Raw genomic sequence first — 18363 nt, 5'->3', positions numbered from 1 at the left:
CCGGGGGTCCGGGGGCAGCGCCCCCGGCCTCTCCATCACACGGAGACGCCGGTTATGTCCGACATGATGACCACACAAGCCGGAGACGCCGGCGCTTTCCGCAATTTCGACCTAAGCCGTGTCCCCACACCTTGCTTCGTGGTCGACGAAAAAGCAGTCCAACGCAACCTGACCATCCTCTCCGACATTGGCACGCAATCCGGCGCGCATGTCCTCAGCGCGCTCAAGGCGTTTTCGATGTTCTCGCTGGCCCCACTGGTGCGAGAGCGCCTCGGCGGCACCTGCGCGTCAGGCATTTATGAGGCCCGGCTGGGCCGCGAAGAATACGGTGGCGAGGTCGCAACCTTTTGCGCCGGGTACAAGGACAGTGATATCGACGAAATCCTGTCACTGTCCGACCACATCATCTTCAACTCTCCGGCTCAGAAAGATCGGTTCCTCTCCAGGGCGCAGGCTGCGGGCGTTCAGGTCGGTCTGCGGATCAACCCTGAACACTCCGAAGGTGAGATTCCCAAATACGATCCCTGCGCCCCATGTTCACGTCTTGGCACACCTGTCAGCCAACTAATCGCCGAAACCATGACCGGTGTGGATGGGCTGCACATGCACACCCTCTGCGAACAGGGGTTTGAGCCACTGCTACGCACGTGGGAGGCCGTTGAACCCAAACTCAAACCCTTTCTCAATCAGCTCAAATGGCTCAACTTCGGCGGTGGCCATCATATCACGCGTGACGACTATGACCGCGAGGGTTTGGTGAAATTCATCAAGGGCATTCGCAAGACCTACGATGTTGATGTATACCTCGAACCTGGCGAGGCCGTCGCGCTGGATGCCGGTATTTTGGTCGGAGAAATCCTCGACTTGCCGACAAACGGCATGAACCTTGCGATCACCGATATCTCAGCAACCTGCCATATGCCCGACGTGATTGAGGCCCCTTATCGCCCCGCCCTGATGGACGAGGCAGAGGCGGGCCATACCTATCGTTTGGGTGGTCCGTCTTGTCTGGCAGGCGACGTGATCGGCGACTACATATGGGACAAGCCGCTGGAAATCGGCCAGCGGTTCGCCTTCCTCGATCAGGCCCATTACTCCATGGTCAAGACCAATACTTTCAACGGTGTTCCCCTGCCAACCATTGCCTTATGGAACAGCGAAACGGACGAACTGAAAATCATCAAACAGTTCGGCTATGACGACTTTAAGGACCGCCTTTCATGAGCATTTTCCTCGACAGTGAACTGACCGCATCCGAACGCAGCGAGCACGCGCGGTTCCGCGTCATCCCCGTGCCGCTAGAACGCACTGTGTCCTACGGCTCGGGCACCGCCAAGGGTCCCGAGGCGATTATCGAGGCCAGCAACGAGTTGGAACGCATCACCGGCCATGCCGAACCTTGCGTCGAGGGCATCTTCACCGAAGAACCACTGAACTGCGACGGCCCCCTGCCCGATGTCATGGAAAGCCTCGCCCAGCGCACCGAAGCTGCTGTTCGTACGGGCAAAGTGCCGGTGACCTTGGGTGGAGAGCATTCGCTCAGCTACGGCGCAGTCATGGGTGTAGCGCGCGCTTTGGACCAGCCAATCGGAATCGTCCAGATCGACGCCCATGCCGACCTACGCAATACCTATCAGGGTGAAAGGCACTCCCACGCCTCGGTCATGCACTTGCTGGCCGAAGAAGGCGTCCGGCTGGCCCAGTTCGGCGTCCGTGCCTTTTCCACAGAAGAGGCCAAAAGTCGTCTAAAAAACCACGTCTTTCACGTAGATGCCGAGGAACTGGTCACCGGAAACATTCACGCGGTCGACCTGCCCGAGGATTTCCCTGAACTGATCTATGTCAGCTTTGACGTCGACGGTCTGGACCCGTCCCAGATGCCCGCAACAGGAACGCCCGTGCCGGGAGGTTTGGGGTACTACCAAGCCTTGCGTCTGGTTGAACACGCCTTGAAAGGCCGCAAATGCGTGGGCTACGACGTGGTCGAACTAGCCCCGGACGGCAACGCCGCCTGGGACTTTACTGCCGCGCAGATCGTCTATCGGCTGATGGCGGCCTGCTAAGCCTCAGAGGTTTCGTTCAACTCCATATGCCCTTCGCCTTTGTTCAGGACACGGCGCAGCATGGGCACGAAAAACTCTAGCGGTTTGGTCGGATAATCCGGGTCGAACGCTTTCTGATCGTATTCGTGACAGAAATAGCGGCAGTCCTCCCAATAGGGGCTGTCGCGGTACTTGTCGCGGGCGTTGCGGTCGCCGCCAAGGTGGTGGTTGTAGTAATAGCCCTGAAACACGCAGTGGTGCTTGAGAATCCAGTAAGTCTTTTCGCTGACATACGGCTTCATCATCGCCGCTGACAGCTCACCATGATTGTAGGGCGACAGAATATCGCCGGTGTCATGGATCAGGGCCGCGACCACCAATTCTTCATCTGCTCCGTCCTCATACGCACGCGTCGCAGCTTGCAGGCTGTGTTGATAGCGGTTCACGGGATAGGGTGTCCATTCCTCGTCCAACGACCGAATGGCGTCGAGGATGCGGTCAGGCAAAGCGGCATTATATGCCTCCTCATACTCCATAACGGCGTCCCAGTCGGCCTTGGTAGCCTCTTCAAAACTGGTCCAGGTGGGTTTGTGGCTTTTGTCCAGCATTGCTGATCCTCCGGCGAGTTTCCTGACCTAAGGAATACCGCAGCTTTGCTGTTCAAAAAAATGAATTGATTTTATCGAATTGATGAAAAAATACTGTCAATATGCAAACCAAAGCTCTTAAGACCTTTCTCTGTGTTGCCGAAACCGGTGGTTTCCATGCGGCGGCCCGTAAGCTGAACGTCACTCAGACAGCCGTCAGCGCGCGCATTCGCCTGATCGAAGAAGAAACCGGCAGGCCGTTGTTCACACGCGGTGCCGGGGGTACGGCTCTGACTGAATTCGGCCGGCAATTCAAACCTTATGCGGAACAGATGCTCTCTTTGTGGGCCTTTGCTTCGCACGATTTACCGATGCAGGCCCAGAGCCGCCCGGCGCTGCGCTTAGGGGGGCAACTCAGCATTTGGGACCCATTGCTGGTGGACCTCGCGGTGCGCTTTGAACAGCGTTTTGACAAACTGTTGTTGACGCTGAACTACGATCACGATCTCGACATGGTCGAAGCGGTGGCAACTCATGTGCTGGATGCAACCATCACGCATGAAAAACCCACGGACCGGCGTGTCACATGGTGCGAATTGGAACCTGAGGTTTTGTCATTGGTGCAGACACCGCAAAAGGAAATCTCCGAAGATGATTTGGTTTTCGTTAATCTTGAGCTGGGAGAGGTTTATCAGGACCACGTCAGATCAGCCGCGCGACGCGCGTCCGGGCAAACCCTGTTTCTGGGTAATTGCATGATGGCGCTGCGGTATGTCCTAAAGCGCGGGGGTTGCGGCTATTTCCCAGACTATGTTGTTTCGGACCACCTCATCTCAGGCGAACTGGAACGCGTGAAAGATAGCGTCGTCTTGCCGTTGCCAATGTATCTGGTTACGCGCAGTGACCAGCCCGAGTTTGATGAACTTCGCAGTTGTCTGGCAGATCTGCGTGCCTAAGCGGGTGTCGGCATCGTTCTGTCTGTGCGCGCTTGCTTTCGCAGAATAGGACGTCCCGCAATCAGCAGGAAGATGCCCGAAATCAACACCCCCATTATGGCAGGCAGATAGAGCAGAATCCAAAGCTTGGGGTCATCTATGACAACCGGCGAAACAAACCCGCGGACCCCTTCAAGCAGCACCAGAATGGTGAACGCACCCAGGATCTGTGGCCAAAGCCCGAACCGGGAAAAACTGCCCAGCATCAGTGTTGAATACCCAGCCAGAGCAACGGCGACACAGATAGCAATCCAGGAAAATCGCTGGTGCAATTCTTCGACCAGTTTTCCTTCGCTATACCCTTCCGCGGCAGAAATCTCAGCCCGGTTTTGGATCAGCTCAAGCGTTGGAATGGCTTCCAGGCTACGCTGTGCCATAGGGCTAGCGCTGGTCAACTCCGATATGTCGTAAGACGCATCCTGAAATAGGGTCGAGGACAACCGTCTTCCCTCTTTGGTCAGCCGCAGCGCTACGCCATCGACCATGACAAGGTGAATACCGGTGTCATTGTTGACCAGATAAGCTGTGGCACTGGAATAGCTGACCGCATTTTCCTGATCACGCCGGTCCGACACGAATACCTCATGCAGCGTTCCATCCAGATCAATACGCCCGATATACACCGTGACATCTTCGGCGGGGTGCAGAAACTCGCCTTCGTTCAACAGCTGGGCTGTCACATCCCCTGCGACTTCGGCCTGCCGGATTTCCAACTGCTCGACCGAAGCAGGGCGCAGGAAAACACTGATGGCCGCCATCATCAGCCCAGTAATCGCCCCAAACAGAACAACGGCACGCGCCAACCTGCGTGGGCTAGAGCCTGTGGCCAGCATCACCGTCAACTCACTTTCGCGACTTAGGCGGTTCGTGGCATAGACTGCTGCTGCAAAAACCGCCATTGGCATGACTGTACGGATCAGGGTTGGCAGCGTTAGCGCGGTAAATTCGAGAAACACCATTGCCGATTGCCCACCGCTGATGACACGGTCGAACAGGCTGACAGAGCGGGTGATCCAGAACACGCCCACCAGCACGAGGGTGAAAAAGCCGAACAATATCAGCAATTGCCGCAGGAAGTATCCATCAAAACGCGACATGGTCCCTCGTGAGTGTGTTTGTTTGCAGCGGACACTAGGCCATTCTGTCGGCAGAGGAAACAGGGATTGGCAGCCTGCATCGCGGGGTACGCGTGTTTCGATTTGCTGTCAGCGTCAACCGTCCTCCTTATGGAAAGGTAGGGTACTTTGTAAAAAACGGCACTTCGTGGCACATTTCACAGATTACTTGGAATGGAGTTTGAAGCATGGCCCTGTTTTTTTCCCGCCGCACATACAACGCAAAAAAGAAGAAATTCACCTTCAAGCCTGCCGCAAAGACCAGATACGTACACATCACCCAACAAAGCCCGGGGGGTAAAATTCGTAAGGGCAGCATCATCAAGAAAGGTAAATGGCTCGATCTTGTCCGCCAAGAAGGCGGAGATTCTGACGTCCTGATCTATGTCCACGGGTTCAATACAAGCCAGAAAAGCATGCTGGATCGGTTGGCGAAAATTGAAAGCAATCTCAGGTCCGACGGGTATCAGGGGGCGGTCGTCGCCTTTGACTGGCCCAGCGACGGATCGGTTCACGCCTACGACTCAGACCGTAACGATGCCAAGGCTGTGGCCCCACATCTGGTCGGGGACGGGATTCTGCCGCTACTGGGAATGTCTCCTCGCCCTAAAGTACATCTTATCGCGCATTCCATGGGGGCTTTGGTCGTCCTACGCGCATTTTCGGATTTCGGGGATGCCGCCGGACCGGGAAACAAGGTCTGGTCGGCGGATCAGGTCGTGTTCGCGTCTGGTGATGTCGATGCAAAGTGGTTGGCAAAAGGCGCCTGGGGTGATCTGGTGCTGAAAAAGCGCAGCAAGCGGTTCACCAACTATTACAGCGGCAAAGACCAGGTTTTGGCCCTGGCCGGCGGAATTGTACACGGCGGGCGGCAGCGGGCGGGTCGCGTGGGGATGCCCAAGCTGACCTCGAAAGGTCATTGGGATATTTTTTGCGACCACCAATACCTGCGAGAGGTTCCCAAAGGTCAGCGCAAGTTGATGAAATCTCATCGATGGTGGTTCGACAGCAACGGGTTTTACCAAGATCTCGCCCTGACAATCGACGGCCATCCGGCAAAAACGATGCCGACCCGGCAAAAGACCAATATCGGAGATCAGGCACTAGTGGTCTGATCCGTCGGTTGCCCAACCTCTCTTTGGGGCTGAATCGCTGTCGCAAAGTTAACCGGATATGAACGACATATTTGCTGCGCGTTTACATGACCACTGCATAATGCGCTACGCGGAGGTGGCCAATTCGCTTGCCATGTCCTTTAGTGAAACGGTTTTGACTGTCTGCGGAGCATTTACGCTAATGCGTAAACCTTCAACACCAGAAGCTGCGGCACTACACGCTCACATACTGAAGAAGAGCGACGCGGAATACGATATCGCAATGTGGGCCGCGTGTGCCTTGGCGGCACTTCATATGAAAAGAACTGATTTGTTTCAGGATTATCGGCAAATTTGGGCTCAGAAACTGGGGGCCGTGTCTCAGCCCGAGAAATCGGATTGACTTCAAACTCTACGGAAAAGTCCTGAAAATCGCCCCAGATCGCCGACGGTGTTTATACCAACGTCGTGCGCGCAGAACTTGTGTGGGTTGCATACACATCCCGGTCAGGTTCTCTCATGGGATTAAAATGGCAGGGGCAGCAGGGTTCGAACCCGCGACCTACGGTTTTGGAGACCGTCGCTCTACCAACTGAGCTATACCCCTGTGGTGAGCACCCAGATATGCCAGCCGCGCGGCGGACTCAAGAGGCTTTTTCAGATTCCACACCACTATCTGATCCGACAAACAAGTTGCGCAAAATGCGCAGTGCGCTAAGACAAGGTCCGGTCAGTTAAAGGAAGCCCGTGTGAACCTCCGCAAGAAGATCGCAGACAGCGAAGTTGTGCTGAACTGGGTGGCACGCCGGATCGCCAGCTATATTCGATGGGTCAACCGCAACACGCGCTGGCAGCGCATCGGGTATGAAGAACTGGACCAATTGGCCGAACAGGGCGAGCCGGTCATCGTTGTGCTGTGGCACCAGCGGCTGGCGCAGTCCCCTTATTTCTTTCCGCTGGACAAGGGCAGGATTTGTTCGATCACGTCCGCAGCCCGCGCCGGCAGCATGGTGGGCCGGGTGCAGGAACAGTTCGGCATGGACACTATCGCCATGTCCAGCCACAAGCGGCACGTCGCCTTGTCACGCGAAGTGCTTGGGAAGATGAAACAGGGCATTTCCATTGGTATTGCTGCCGATGGGCCGCGTGGGCCAGAACGGGTGCTGTCGACTGTGCCTTTGGTCTGGGCGCGCACCTCGGGCAAACGTGTGTTTGGTATCACTTTTTCTGCGAAACACGCGCGCGAGGCCGGTACGTGGGACCGCCTGCTGATGCCACGCCCCTGGCGCAATGAAGGGGTGTTTTTGTGCCGCGAATGGACCGAAACGGTGCCGCGCAAGGCCAGCGAAGAAGAATTTGAGGCCCTGCGCCTGAGCCTTGAGCAGCACATGAATGACATCACGGCAGAAGCCGACCGAATGGTGGGGCGTGAGCCTTGGTCGCCTGATGTCTAACCGCCCCTAAGGCGTTGCATCAGATAGACCTCGCTGCCTTCGGGGATCGGCTCAGTCAGCCCGGTGGCAATGACGCGCCCGTCAATCGCGATAGAAACCCCCGCATCGATGGGGGCCTGCAATTGCGGGTGGGCCTGAACCAACGCCCGCAAAAGTTCGCCAGTGGTTTTGGCCTCAACCTCCACCACCTGTTGGCCCCCGGTCAATGACCGGAGGCCGGACCAAAGGTGGACCTCAACCATTGTCCTTGAGCGCAGCCAGAATGCGCGGCGGCGACATGGGCAGTTGCTTCAACCGCACGCCAGCCGCGTTGGACACAGCGTTGGCAATAGCAGCCAATGGCGGCACGATGCCCGTCTCACCCACGCCGCGCACACCAAATGGGTGGCCGGGGTTGGGTACTTCGACAATCACCGTGTCAATCATCGGCAGGTCGCTGGCAACGGGAATGCGATAGTCGAGGAAGATCGAGTTCTGCAACCGACCGTCCTCGCCATAGATGTATTCCTCGTTGAGCGCCCAGCCGATACCTTGCGCGGCTCCACCCTGGAATTGACCCTCAACATAGGTCGGGTGGATCGCCTTGCCGGCGTCCTGAATGACCGTGTAACGCGTGATCGAGGTCTTGCCGGTTTCAGGGTCGACTTCGGCATCGACGATATGGGTCCCAAAGGACACGCCCGCACCTTCTGGGGTTGCTTCAAAGTGGCCCGAGATCGGACCGCCGGTTGACCCCATATCCGCAGTAATGTCGGCCAGCGGCATCGGATCGAAATCGCCCGCGTTGGGGCCCGAGGGCACCGCGCAGCCGTCTTCCCACTTCACTGCATCCACCGGGATTCCCCATTTGGACGCCGCGCGTTCGCATAGTTTCTCGACCGCATGTTTTGCGGCTTTGATCGTAGCTAGACCCGAGGCATAGGTTACGCGCGAGCCGTGGCTGACGTCGTTGTAACCCAGTGTCGCGGTGTCGGCGACAGTGACACGGATGTTCTCGTAGGCGATGCCCAGAACCTCGGCCGCCATCAGCGCCATCGACGCGCGCGACCCGCCGATGTCGGGCGTTCCGACCATCAGCTGGGCCGAGCCATCTTCTGACAAGGCCAAGGACACACTGGTCTCACCACCATGGTTGAACCAGAACCCGCAGGAAATCCCGCGCCCCTGCCCCGGTTTCAGCGGTGCTTCGTAATGCGGATGTGACTTGGCAGCCTCAAGCGTTTCGACCAAACCTATGCGTTCATAGGTCGGGCCATAGCTGGCCTTGGTGCCCTCATGGGCTGCGTTTTTCAGGCGCACATCAATGGGGTCCAGGCCTAGCTTGTTGCACAGCTCATCAATCACAGATTCAACGGCAAAAGCCCCCATCGGCGCACCCGGCGCCCGGTACGCTGCCTGCTTGGGCCGGTTCGACATCACGTCATAGCCAATTTGCTTAACGTTGGTCAGATTGTAGGGCGCAAAGGCGCACATGGCGGTCATATCGCCCGGGGCACCCGGGAAGGCGCCACCTTGCAAGCGGAAGACACCTTGTGCTGCCGAAATTGTACCGTCCTTCTTCATCCCGATCTTCACATCCATCGACGCAGAAGACGTCGGGCCAGTGGCGCGGAAAACTTCTGAGCGCGTCATGACGATTTTGACCGGACGATTGGCTTTGCGGCTCAGCGCCAGCGCAACAGGTTCAATGAAAACAGTGGTTTTACCGCCGAACCCCCCGCCAATTTCAGACGCGGTGACGCGCAGTTGCGAGGTTTCGATGCCCAGTAGCGCAGCACAGGTTTTCTGCGCGATCCAGTGGCCTTGCGTTGTGCACCACAGCTCGCCTTTGCCGTCATTACCAAGCATACCCAGACAGGCGTGCGGTTCGATGTAGCCCTGATGCGTGGCCTCGGTCACAAAGCTGTCTTCGATGACCAGATCAGCCTCGGCAAAGCCAGCCTCGACATCGCCGTGACCGCTTTCGTGATAGCGGACCACGTTGGGGTGCATCCCTTCGGGTACGGAATAGTCTGCCGCGCCTTCGCGGATGACGGGTGCGTCCGAAGCCATTGCTTTGTCCACGTCGGTGACATGGGGCAGCACCTCGTATTCGACCTCGATCAGCTTGAGCGCATCACGGGCCGCAAGCGCAGACGTCGCCGCAACAGCCGCCACCGCGTGACCGTCATAGAGCGCTTTCTTACCAGCCATGACGTTTTCCAGAACATTCCAGAACTCGCCTTCCAGCCCCGGCTTGAAGGGCACGTCGGCAAAATCCGCACGGGTCACAACGGCTTTGACATCCTTATGCGCCTCGGCCTTTGACGTGTCGATCTTCACGATCCGCGCATGGGCGTGAGGCGAGCGCAGAACAGCGCCGTGCAACATTCCAGGCGCTGAGATATCCGCGCCGAACTTGGCGCGACCTGTCACCTTGTCCAGACCGTCAGGACGGTTGGGGCGGGTGCCCACAAAAGTGAAGTCTGATTTACGATCGTCCAGAGCCATTACGACGCCTCCCGCATCTCAGCCGCCGTATCCATCACAGCGCGAATGATCTTGTCGTACCCGGTGCAGCGGCACAGGTTGCCTGCCAGCCAATACCGGGTTTCCTCTTCGGTCGGGTTGGGGTTTTTCTCCAGCAGCGACTTTGCCGCCACCAAAATACCCGGAGTGCAGATACCGCACTGCAAAGCAGCGTATTCGATAATCTTCTTTTGTAGCGGATGCAGAACGTCGCCGTCTGCAATGCCTTCGACGGTTTCGATCTGCTTACCTTCGGCCTCAACGCCCAGCATCAGGCAGGAGCAGACCAGACGGCCATCGACGGTGACGGAACACGCACCGCAATCGCCGGTGCCACAACCCTCTTTCGCGCCGGTCAGGTTCAGCTTGTCACGCAGACAATCCAGCAAGGTTTCGCGCGGGTCACAGAGGTATTCAACCGCGTCCCCGTTCACGGTGGTGGATACGTGGAGCTTGCTCATGCGTTTTCTCCTTTCGCGCGGGCATAGGCGATTTTCGCGGCGCGCTTGGCCAGAACGCCAGCGACCTCGGTGCGGAATGCGATCGTACCGCGCTTGTCGTCGATCGGGTTGCAGGCGGCAGAGGCGGCGGCAGCCAGCGCATCCAACGCGGCATCGTCCAGCGTGCTGCCGATCAGGGCTTTCGCGCAATCTTCCACCAGCAGAACCGTGGGGGCAACCGCCCCCAGCGACACCCGAGCCTCGGTTATGGTGTCCCCGTCCAGTCGTAAGCTGACGCCGACGCCAACCACTGCGATGTCCATTTCCGTACGCGGGATGAACCGCAGATAGGCATCACCTGCGCTGTCGCCCCGGGCGGGAATCCGTACGGCCGAGATGACCTCTCCCTTCGCCAGTGAGGTTTTGCCGGGGCCAGTTGGGATATCCTCGACTGCAACCTCACGGGTGCCATCCGGGCCAGTGACCGTGACGGTCACACCCGCTGCGACCATCGCTGGCACGGAATCAGCCGCCGGAGACCCGTTGCACAAATTGCCGGTCAAAGTTGCGCGCCCCTGCACCTGGGTGGATCCGATCAAGTCCATCGCTTCGACCACACCGGGCCAGTCCTTGCCCAGATCGGGATGCTCGCTCATCTCGGCACCTGTCGCGGCCACACCCAGCGTCCAGCTGCCATCGGCATTGCGGGTGATGTCGTGTACACCGTTGATTTTCTTGATGTCGATCAGCGTATCAGGCGTCACCAGTTCCGAGCGCAACTGCACCAATACATCGGTGCCACCCGCCAGAAACCGTGTGATGCCCGTCGCGTTTGCGGCCAGAGCCGAAGCTTCGGCAAAGCTGGCGGGGCTGTGATAATCCATGAAGCTACCTCGTACCTGTTGGTCAGGAATATCTGGGTTCGGGGCGACGTTAATTCACCCCTCGTCCGGCGTCCATGGGCCGAGCGACCAAAATTCAAATTCCAAATGTCGCTTTTCAGCAGGGATCAGAGATCGATTTCAATCACCCCATCCGGTTCCGCTGCGCGGCTTTGGCAAAGGATCATCGCGCCTTCACGCTGTTTCTTGGACAAAACGAAATCCCGATGCTCTACATCACCCGAAAGTACGCCGCATTTGCACACCCCGCAGATACCGTCGGAACATTTCACGTCCACGTGAAAACCGGCCTCGTTCAGCACTTGCGCAGCATCTTTGTCTGCAGGCACAGGCAGCGATTTACCTGAACGCGCAAGCTTGATTACAAACGGATGGTTTTCGTATTCGGGCGTTTCAGGAACCGAAAAGTACTCCAGATGTCGGGCTTCGTCGGGGAAGCCTTGCTGCTCACCCGCCAGCATGACTCCCTCCATGTAGCGATCTGGCCCGCAGGTGTAAACATGCCATCCGTCTTGGTATCCTGACAGGATCGCATCCAGATCGGCGCGGGTACCTTCATCTGAGAAATGATAGTGCACGCGATCTGCCCAGGGCATCGCGGCCAGATCCTCCAGATACCCTGCCCCGTCCCTTGTGCTGGCAGAGTAGTGTAGTTCGAACACTCGGCCCAGAGCGTGCAGGCGATGAGCAAAAGCAATCATCGGAGTGATACCAATACCACCGCCCATCAGGAAGGTCTTGGTTGCCGTTTCATCCAGTTCGAAATGGTTGATCGGTTTCGAGATGAAAACTTTGCGCCCCTCGTTGAAGATGCGATGCAAAAGCGCCGAACCCCCGCGCCCTTCATCTTCGCGTAGCACACCGATCTGATAGATCGACCTGTCCGACGGGTCGCCGGACATGGAATATTGCCGCAAGAATTCCGGCGCGACCAACACGTCCAGATGTGCGCCCGCCGCCCATCCCGGCAGGGGCGCACCGTCCAGCGTTGAGAATTCATACTTCGTTACGTCGGCAGTCATCTTATCGACCTTGGTTACGGCAACCCGCATCACCGGTGCGTCACCGGCGATCTGATAGCGGTGGATAACCGACATATCCCCGCTGGCCTTGCGGGACTTGTATTCATCGGCTGTCACCATGGCCTCATAGGCCGCAATTCCGGCCTCACGATCCATGGCAAAGGGATAGGGCCACGGGTGCGGGGCCAGATAGGCGGGATAGACAGCCAGCGTCTGATCTTCGTATTTCAGGTCCAGATCCGTTTGTAGGTCACGCCGGTTCAATGGGTGCGTTGTGGGGCGATAGGACCCGTCTGGCTGCAGCTCGATATCCCACCACCATTTCTTGATTTCGTTCAGACCGCCATTGCCGACCGCATCGTCCAGCTTGGCCAGTGCGGGCGCGGCAGAGGGGATGTTCATCGCGGCCCAGCGGAACGGCCGTTCCTTGAAGATGCCTTCAAGGTTCCAAGGGCAGGTCTTCATGCACCGCCCGCACATCGCCCCTCCCGGTGTTGTTACCCGATAGGTCGCACATTTCTGACTGTCGGATTTCCAGATTTCATAGCCGTTGAACATCAGCTTCGGCCCAGCCGTGATCGCGCCCGACGGACATTCCCGCGCGCATTTGTTGCAAGACTCGCAAAAGCTTTGCAGACCGAAATCAATCGGCTTGTCGTGTTCCATCGGCATATCGGTGGTCACTGCCCCTGACTTCAGTCGCGGGCCGAGATAAGGGTTCAGGATCACTTCCCCGATCCGACTGACCTCACCCAGACCGGATAGCAACAGCAACGGAGGTTGAAGCACCTCGCCATCCATCACCGTATGCGCTTTGGCCTTATAGCCGAGGTTGCGGATTTGCTGCGCAATCACGCCCCCAAGCAGCGAAAAGCGTAGATAGGCGCGCATGGATTGGGCAACGCTGATCCAGTCGTCACCGCTGGCGCCTTCCATCGTTTCATAGCCCTGATCGATGATCATGCTGATCGCCTGATCATGGGGCGGGACGATTTCTTCGCCCGTCGCATCGTGGGAGTACCACGCCCATTCCGGACAACGACTAAGGCCCACCGCATCGACCCCGAGGAAATAGGTCGCCGCCTTTATATTCGCCGCATTCCGAGCGGCATCCGTTGGCATTGCAGCCTCAGCGTTTTCGCCATCCTGCAACAATACAAACGCACCCAAGGCGCGGCGTTGCGCGAAGCTGGGCGCGGCCTTGCGGACATAGTAGCCACCTTTCGCAGAATCCTGCAGCGACTTGCCCATATCGCCGAACTGAGCACGGGCAAACATGTCGGCACGTTTGGGTACACGGGCGACGTTTTCTTCGTCGATATACGTGGTCGGTGTCTCGACTCGTTTGAGTTTCTCGAACGGATGCGCCCCATTTACATAGCGCCGCTTGGCATAAGGATCACGGTTAAGGGCGTTCTTGGCAAAACCCGTTCCCAACCACCATGACGGGCCTTGTGTGTGAAACCAGGGCTGTTGCGCCATGGGTCGGAGCGGTCGGTCATGGGCAATCGGCATCTCAGTCGTGACGGCAGCCAGACCAAATCGCGTGCCCAGCCACGGCGCAATCAGTTCACCGTCTTCGACCGTGACCAGCCCGGCGGCCACGGCCAGTTTGCCCAAATCAACGTCTGACGACATCACGCTGTGCGCCCGCGCGTCAAAACCCAGCAGACGGATATAGTTGGCGATGACCACGGCATTTTCGGTGGCCAGCAGACAGGCGCGATGATCCTGCGCGTCGATGATCCAATCGGCACCCGGTTCGGACGGGTCCGGGTCGCGGTTGTGTTCGTACAGAAACACGATGCTGTGCCGGTGGCTGTCGATCGGCTTGGGCGCAGCCTCCATACTGTCTTTAAGATCGGCCATGATGACGTCGATCCCCGAGGCCAACGTCTTGGTCTGGCGCGTGCGCAACGCATGGGCAAGCCGGTCGATATCCGGGTTACGGCGCGGTTCGTTCAGCAACGTATCAGATGGCAGGGGCCCGCAACCCATCATTGACGCATCGTTGAAATACCCAAACGCTTTCAGATGGTTGGCGCGTTCCTGCGGGTCTGACGGTATCTCTGACGCAACCGGGTTCACCAGCCCGTCGCGGATGGCGTCCATCATCGCCTGAAACTCGCCCATCGCGTTGACGATACTGTCTGGTTGATTCAGTCGGTGAAAGCTCAGGTCGACCATCGAAGGCAAGAGCGACAGGTTCGGCGTGTCGTCCATACGGGCCAACCGCTCCAGCGGGTAACGACCCATGTGAACGGGTCGATTCTTATCCGAGAAAAAACGGATCCCCATCGCATATCTCCTGTTGCTGCCAGTCTCGTAACTCACCATGGACAGCAAAACCATTCATACTTAATCATAAATGGTATGAGCAAAATCGATTTCAGTGACCTTGACGGCAAGGTTCTTCGCACATTTCTGACGATACTCGAGGAAAATTCGGTCTCGAAAGCTGCGGACCGACTTGGAGTATCGCAATCGGCGATCAGCCATACCCTGTCCAAGCTTCGGAAAGTGTTGGGCGACCCGCTTTTTATTCGTTCAGGTCAAGGCCTGACCCCGACCGAGCGCGCCTTGGCTCTGAAGGAGCCCACGCAAAAGGTGCTGGATGGGATGCGCGCGCTGACCGAAGGTCGGCCGTTCGATCCGCTGTCTGAACAGATCAACATTCGTATCGCCGCAAATGATATGCCACGCGAGTTGCTCTTTCCGCAGCTCCTTCGTGAAACCCGCGCCGAAGACGTGCGTCTGCAACTTGAATTCATCCCCTCGGGCGTTCCCGATCCTGATCTGCTGCGAAGTGACCGGTGTCATTTGATGCTGACCCCGCTACCGCCGGACGGGCCGGATATCTTTCAAAAATGCATACTCGAAAGCCCGCTTATGATCTTCTACGACGCGACACAACGTACACCGCCAGACAGTTGGCAAGCCTATTGCGATCGAGATCATGTCGAGGTGCGTTTTGCGGATGGACGCAACGCGCGTGTCGTAATGCGCGGCGTCGATCAAAGCCAGATCAGACCTGCGGTTGTGACCCTGCCACATTTCAACGCGATTCCCGCCTTTGTTCAGGGCAGCAACCTGATTTCGACCGACACTGCGCTGATGAAACAAGGACCGCTGGAAACGCTGGACTGCGCGCCTCTGCCCTTCGATTGCCCACCTGTCTCGATCTACATGGTTTGGCATCAGAGATCGGCAAATGATCCAGCGCACCGCTGGTTGCGCGCACGAATCGAGGCCATCGCGGCGACCCTTCAGACCTGAGACAACAACCAGTTGCGCATGATCTCGACCAATTGTGGCTGACGCGGCTTGCGCGGCGCGACAATATAGAACCCGAGATCTTCGATCAGGACATTCTCAAGTGGTCGAACGAGACGACCCGAAGCGAGTTCGGGCGTTACAAGCGCTGCATTTGCCAAAGCGACCCCCTGGCCTGACAGCGCGGCATCAATCGCAAGACTAGTTTGACTGAAACTCATCATCCGAGTTTTGCCGCTTACACCCACCCTTTCAAGAAACAAGGGCCACAGTCCATGAGTGTCGTTCAGCAGCACTTGCCCCAGCAGGTCAGACGGTTTGGTCACTTGCCCGGCAACGGCAGGACTGCACACCGGGATGAATTCTGTCGAGAACAACGGCACGGCATCCAGATCAGACCCGAAAGGAGCCCTGCCCTGCCTGACCGCCAGATCCACGCCATCCGATTTGAAATCCGCCAGACGTTCGCGCGCGTCCACCTGAACCGAGATATCCGGATACGAGTCGATGAAATCCGATAGCCGCGGCACCAGCCATTTTGAGGCAAAGCTGGGCGTGACAGACAATATTATCCGACGCTCCGGAGACAGATCTTCTACAGCCTCTTCAATCAGCCTGAAGGCCCTGCGTAAAGGCGCATGGAACCGTCGCCCGGCTTCGGTCAGCCGTAAACCACGCGGCAGCCGGTCGAACAGAACCTCGTCCAACCGCGCCTCCAGCCCGCGTACCTGCTGCGCGACAGCGCCTTGTGTCACGCCCAGCTCTTCAGCGGCGAGACGAAAGTTCAGATGACGCGCGGAGGCTTCGAAAGCTCGCAGGGCGTTCAGAGGTGGAAGGGCTGCCATGGTATAAGACTATAGTTTTTCTACAGTATAAAGCCAGTATAACTGATTGGTCAAACCGGACCTTGATCGCCATCTTGGGATCAATTGAAAACGGAGACGTCAGATGGAAAAAGTAGCTCTTATAACAGCCGGCGGCAGTGGCATGGGTGCAGATTCCGCACGCAGACTGGCTGCAGACGGATACATGGTGGGTATTCTGTCCGCTTCGGGCAAAGGTGAAGCCTTAGCGCATGAGCTGGGTGGCGTCGGCGTGACCGGCTCGAACCAGTCCACGGAAGATTTGCAAAAGCTTGTCGATGCCGCGATGGCCCTGTGGGGGCGTATTGACGTACTGGTCAATTCCGCTGGTCACGGCCCCCGCGCCCCGATCCTTGAGCTGACGGATGAGGATTGGCACACCGGCATGGATGTCTATTTCCTGAACGCGGTCCGTTCGACCCGGCTGGTGACGCCGATCATGCAGGCGCAGGGTGGTGGGTCGATCATCAATATCTCAACTTTTGCCGCATTCGAACCTGATCCGGTATTCCCGACCTCGGGCGTGTTACGGGCCGGGTTGGCCGCATTCACCAAGCTGTTCTCGGACAAATATGCCGCCGAGAACATCCGCATGAACAACGTTCTTCCGGGCTTCATCGACAGTCTTCCCGAAAACGAGGAGTTCCGCAGTCGCATTCCAATGGGGCGTTATGGGCACAGCTATGACGAGATCGCCTCGGTTGTGGCCCTGTTGGCATCCGAAGGGGGCGGCTACATCACCGGACAGAATATCCGGGTGGATGGTGGCATCACCCGGTCTGTCTGACCTCAAAACCGTGCCTTTACCAAATGTGTCAGCGCCGCGCCGGATTCGAAAAAAGCGCGGCGCACACGTGTCCAACTTTCGCGATGCTCGGGCACGGCGGGCACAGGCAAAAGTGAGGGGTCCTCGGCAAGAAGGCTTTCGGCCATCATGCGACCAAACACCGTGCCGGGTCCGATGCCGCGACCAGAATACCCGTGTGCGGCCAAAGCGTTTGGGCCGATCTGCGTGATTTTTGGGATATGGTCGGACGTCATGGCGATCCGCCCGTGCCAACCCTGTTCAAACGGCTGGTCGGCCAATTGCGGATAAAGCTCTGCCAGTTTGCGCCGGGCCCAATCAGCGTGCGCGCTCTGACCTGCATTGCCCAGGTCGCCCATACCGCCAATAATCATGCGGCCCGCCTGATCCAATCGAAACGACGTCATGATCAAACCGGTATCCCAACACCCTTCTTCTTGCGGCAGAATGTTGGCGCGCAAATTATGCGAGAGCGGGACGGTCGCGTATTGAAAATAATAAACCGGCACATAGGCGGGCGCGGTATTCGGCAAACCAAGGTGATATGCGTTGGTAGCCTGAATGAGGGACTTGGCCCGCACCACCCCTTTCGGTGTGATCAGGACCCATTGGCCGTTTTCATGGCGCATGGTCTGTACCGGGCTCTGCTCGTGGATTTGGGCCCCAGCCTTCGAAGCCGCACGAGCCAACCCCACCACATAAGCCAGTGGCTGTATGGTCCCGGCGCGGGGGTCGAACAGCGCCCCATGGAAGGCATTGCTGCCGGTCCGGTCACACGCCTGATCCGCTGACAGCAGCTCCACCGGCGCACCTGACGCGCTCAGCTGTGCGTGGCGCGTCTGCAGGTCTTTCAGTCCGGCTGCGGAATGCGCGCAATGCAAGGTTCCGTTGCGCACAGGTTCGCACGCGATGTCGTGCTCCTCGATCAACGCGAACACGTCTGACGGCGCTTGGGCCAGCAGATCTATCAGGCGGTCACCAGCCGCCTGTCCGATATGAGAGCGGATTTCTTCAGGCGGAAGCCAAAGGCCGGCATTGGCCAAACCGACATTGCGACCCGAACCGCCGAAACCAATCTCATATGCCTCAAGCAAACAGACCGACGCACCACTGCGTGCTGCCGTCAATGCCGCTGAACATCCAGTATATCCGCCCCCAATGACCGCCAGATCAACTTCGGTGTCGGCGTTCAAGGGAGACGCGGAGACCGTTTCGGAGCAGGTGTTGCGCCAAAGAGCATTTTCGGGATCGTTCACGTCTGGC

Annotated in this window: 17 protein-coding genes and 1 tRNA gene; 8 read left to right on the top strand and 10 right to left on the bottom strand. The window is 57.9% G+C overall.

The genetic code is table 11. The features are described from left to right. The first annotated feature begins 54 nt into the window (after positions 1 to 54). Both nspC and speB read left to right on the top strand, forming a co-directional pair. The gene (gene nspC, locus ACR0EV_RS00490; RefSeq protein WP_480798311.1) at positions 55 to 1224 is read left to right on the top strand and encodes a carboxynorspermidine decarboxylase; all 1170 of its coding nucleotides are present in this window, start codon (positions 55 to 57) and stop codon (positions 1222 to 1224) included. Continuing rightward, a complete protein-coding gene (gene speB / locus ACR0EV_RS00485; RefSeq protein WP_480798310.1) occupies positions 1221 to 2063 on the top strand; it encodes an agmatinase in 843 nt (280 codons plus the stop codon). The genes nspC and speB overlap by 4 nt, the downstream gene beginning before the upstream one ends. Here speB and ACR0EV_RS00480 read toward each other — a convergent pair. Beyond that, entirely contained in the window at positions 2060 to 2650 is a 591-nt protein-coding gene (locus ACR0EV_RS00480) for an HD domain-containing protein (RefSeq protein WP_480798309.1), read from the bottom strand. The two genes, speB and ACR0EV_RS00480, sit on opposite strands and share 4 nt — an antisense overlap. Before the next feature lie 101 nt (positions 2651 to 2751). Here ACR0EV_RS00480 and ACR0EV_RS00475 point away from each other — a divergent pair, with 101 nt between their 5' ends. After that, positions 2752 to 3585 (top strand): LysR family transcriptional regulator, encoded by an 834-nt coding sequence (locus tag ACR0EV_RS00475; RefSeq protein ID WP_480798308.1) that lies wholly within the window; start codon positions 2752 to 2754, stop codon positions 3583 to 3585. On the opposite strand, the gene lptF is transcribed toward ACR0EV_RS00475, so the two are convergent. Continuing rightward, entirely contained in the window at positions 3582 to 4721 is a 1140-nt protein-coding gene (gene lptF / locus ACR0EV_RS00470) for an LPS export ABC transporter permease LptF (protein WP_480798307.1), read from the bottom strand. The two genes, ACR0EV_RS00475 and lptF, sit on opposite strands and share 4 nt — an antisense overlap. A gap of 206 nt (positions 4722 to 4927) precedes the next feature. On the opposite strand from lptF, the gene ACR0EV_RS00465 reads away from it, so the two are divergent. Beyond that, positions 4928 to 5854, top strand: a complete 927-nt coding sequence (locus tag ACR0EV_RS00465) for an alpha/beta fold hydrolase (RefSeq protein WP_480798306.1) — start codon at positions 4928 to 4930, stop codon at positions 5852 to 5854. A gap of 58 nt (positions 5855 to 5912) precedes the next feature. Beyond that, entirely contained in the window at positions 5913 to 6236 is a 324-nt protein-coding gene (locus ACR0EV_RS00460; RefSeq protein ID WP_480798305.1) for a hypothetical protein, read from the top strand. A gap of 128 nt (positions 6237 to 6364) precedes the next feature. Here ACR0EV_RS00460 and ACR0EV_RS00455 read toward each other — a convergent pair. Continuing rightward, positions 6365 to 6440 (bottom strand) — tRNA-Trp (locus ACR0EV_RS00455). A 142-nt stretch (positions 6441 to 6582) separates the two neighbouring features. On the opposite strand from ACR0EV_RS00455, the gene ACR0EV_RS00450 reads away from it, so the two are divergent. Further along, a complete protein-coding gene (locus ACR0EV_RS00450) occupies positions 6583 to 7287 on the top strand; it encodes a lysophospholipid acyltransferase family protein (RefSeq protein ID WP_480798304.1) in 705 nt (234 codons plus the stop codon). On the opposite strand, the gene ACR0EV_RS00445 is transcribed toward ACR0EV_RS00450, so the two are convergent. From ACR0EV_RS00445 to ACR0EV_RS00425, 5 genes are all read right to left on the bottom strand, one after another. Further along, positions 7284 to 7529: a MoaD/ThiS family protein gene (locus tag ACR0EV_RS00445; protein ID WP_171105585.1), complete on the bottom strand. Its 246-nt coding sequence runs from the start codon at positions 7527 to 7529 to the stop codon at positions 7284 to 7286. The genes ACR0EV_RS00450 and ACR0EV_RS00445 overlap by 4 nt on opposite strands. After that, on the bottom strand, positions 7522 to 9777 hold the full coding sequence (locus ACR0EV_RS00440) for a xanthine dehydrogenase family protein molybdopterin-binding subunit (protein WP_480798303.1): 2256 nt from the start codon (positions 9775 to 9777) through the stop codon (positions 7522 to 7524). The genes ACR0EV_RS00445 and ACR0EV_RS00440 overlap by 8 nt, the downstream gene beginning before the upstream one ends. Next, positions 9777 to 10256, bottom strand: coding sequence for a (2Fe-2S)-binding protein (locus ACR0EV_RS00435; protein WP_480798302.1), 480 nt, complete (start codon positions 10254 to 10256; stop codon positions 9777 to 9779). The genes ACR0EV_RS00440 and ACR0EV_RS00435 overlap by 1 nt, the downstream gene beginning before the upstream one ends. Continuing rightward, positions 10253 to 11119: an FAD binding domain-containing protein gene (locus tag ACR0EV_RS00430; RefSeq protein WP_480798301.1), complete on the bottom strand. Its 867-nt coding sequence runs from the start codon at positions 11117 to 11119 to the stop codon at positions 10253 to 10255. Before ACR0EV_RS00430 ends, ACR0EV_RS00435 begins: the two co-directional genes overlap by 4 nt. A 125-nt stretch (positions 11120 to 11244) precedes the next feature. Then, positions 11245 to 14457, bottom strand: coding sequence for a reductive dehalogenase (locus ACR0EV_RS00425; RefSeq protein ID WP_480798300.1), 3213 nt, complete (start codon positions 14455 to 14457; stop codon positions 11245 to 11247). 75 nt (positions 14458 to 14532) lie between these two features. Between ACR0EV_RS00425 and ACR0EV_RS00420 the strand changes: the two genes are divergently transcribed. After that, positions 14533 to 15435: a LysR family transcriptional regulator gene (locus ACR0EV_RS00420; protein ID WP_480798299.1), complete on the top strand. Its 903-nt coding sequence runs from the start codon at positions 14533 to 14535 to the stop codon at positions 15433 to 15435. Here ACR0EV_RS00420 and ACR0EV_RS00415 read toward each other — a convergent pair. Further along, positions 15426 to 16277: a LysR substrate-binding domain-containing protein gene (locus ACR0EV_RS00415; RefSeq protein ID WP_480798298.1), complete on the bottom strand. Its 852-nt coding sequence runs from the start codon at positions 16275 to 16277 to the stop codon at positions 15426 to 15428. The genes ACR0EV_RS00420 and ACR0EV_RS00415 overlap by 10 nt on opposite strands. A 103-nt stretch (positions 16278 to 16380) precedes the next feature. On the opposite strand from ACR0EV_RS00415, the gene ACR0EV_RS00410 reads away from it, so the two are divergent. Continuing rightward, positions 16381 to 17082 (top strand): SDR family oxidoreductase, encoded by a 702-nt coding sequence (locus ACR0EV_RS00410; protein WP_480798297.1) that lies wholly within the window; start codon positions 16381 to 16383, stop codon positions 17080 to 17082. Between the two features lie 2 nt (positions 17083 to 17084). On the opposite strand, the gene ACR0EV_RS00405 is transcribed toward ACR0EV_RS00410, so the two are convergent. Continuing rightward, positions 17085 to 18356, bottom strand: a complete 1272-nt coding sequence (locus ACR0EV_RS00405; protein ID WP_480798296.1) for an NAD(P)/FAD-dependent oxidoreductase — start codon at positions 18354 to 18356, stop codon at positions 17085 to 17087. Positions 18357 to 18363 lie beyond the last annotated feature (7 nt).

This window comes from Ruegeria sp. CF8 (assembly GCF_056537285.1).
The sequence above is the reverse complement of the archived record's forward strand: the minus strand, read 5'-3'. Positions and strand labels throughout refer to the sequence as shown.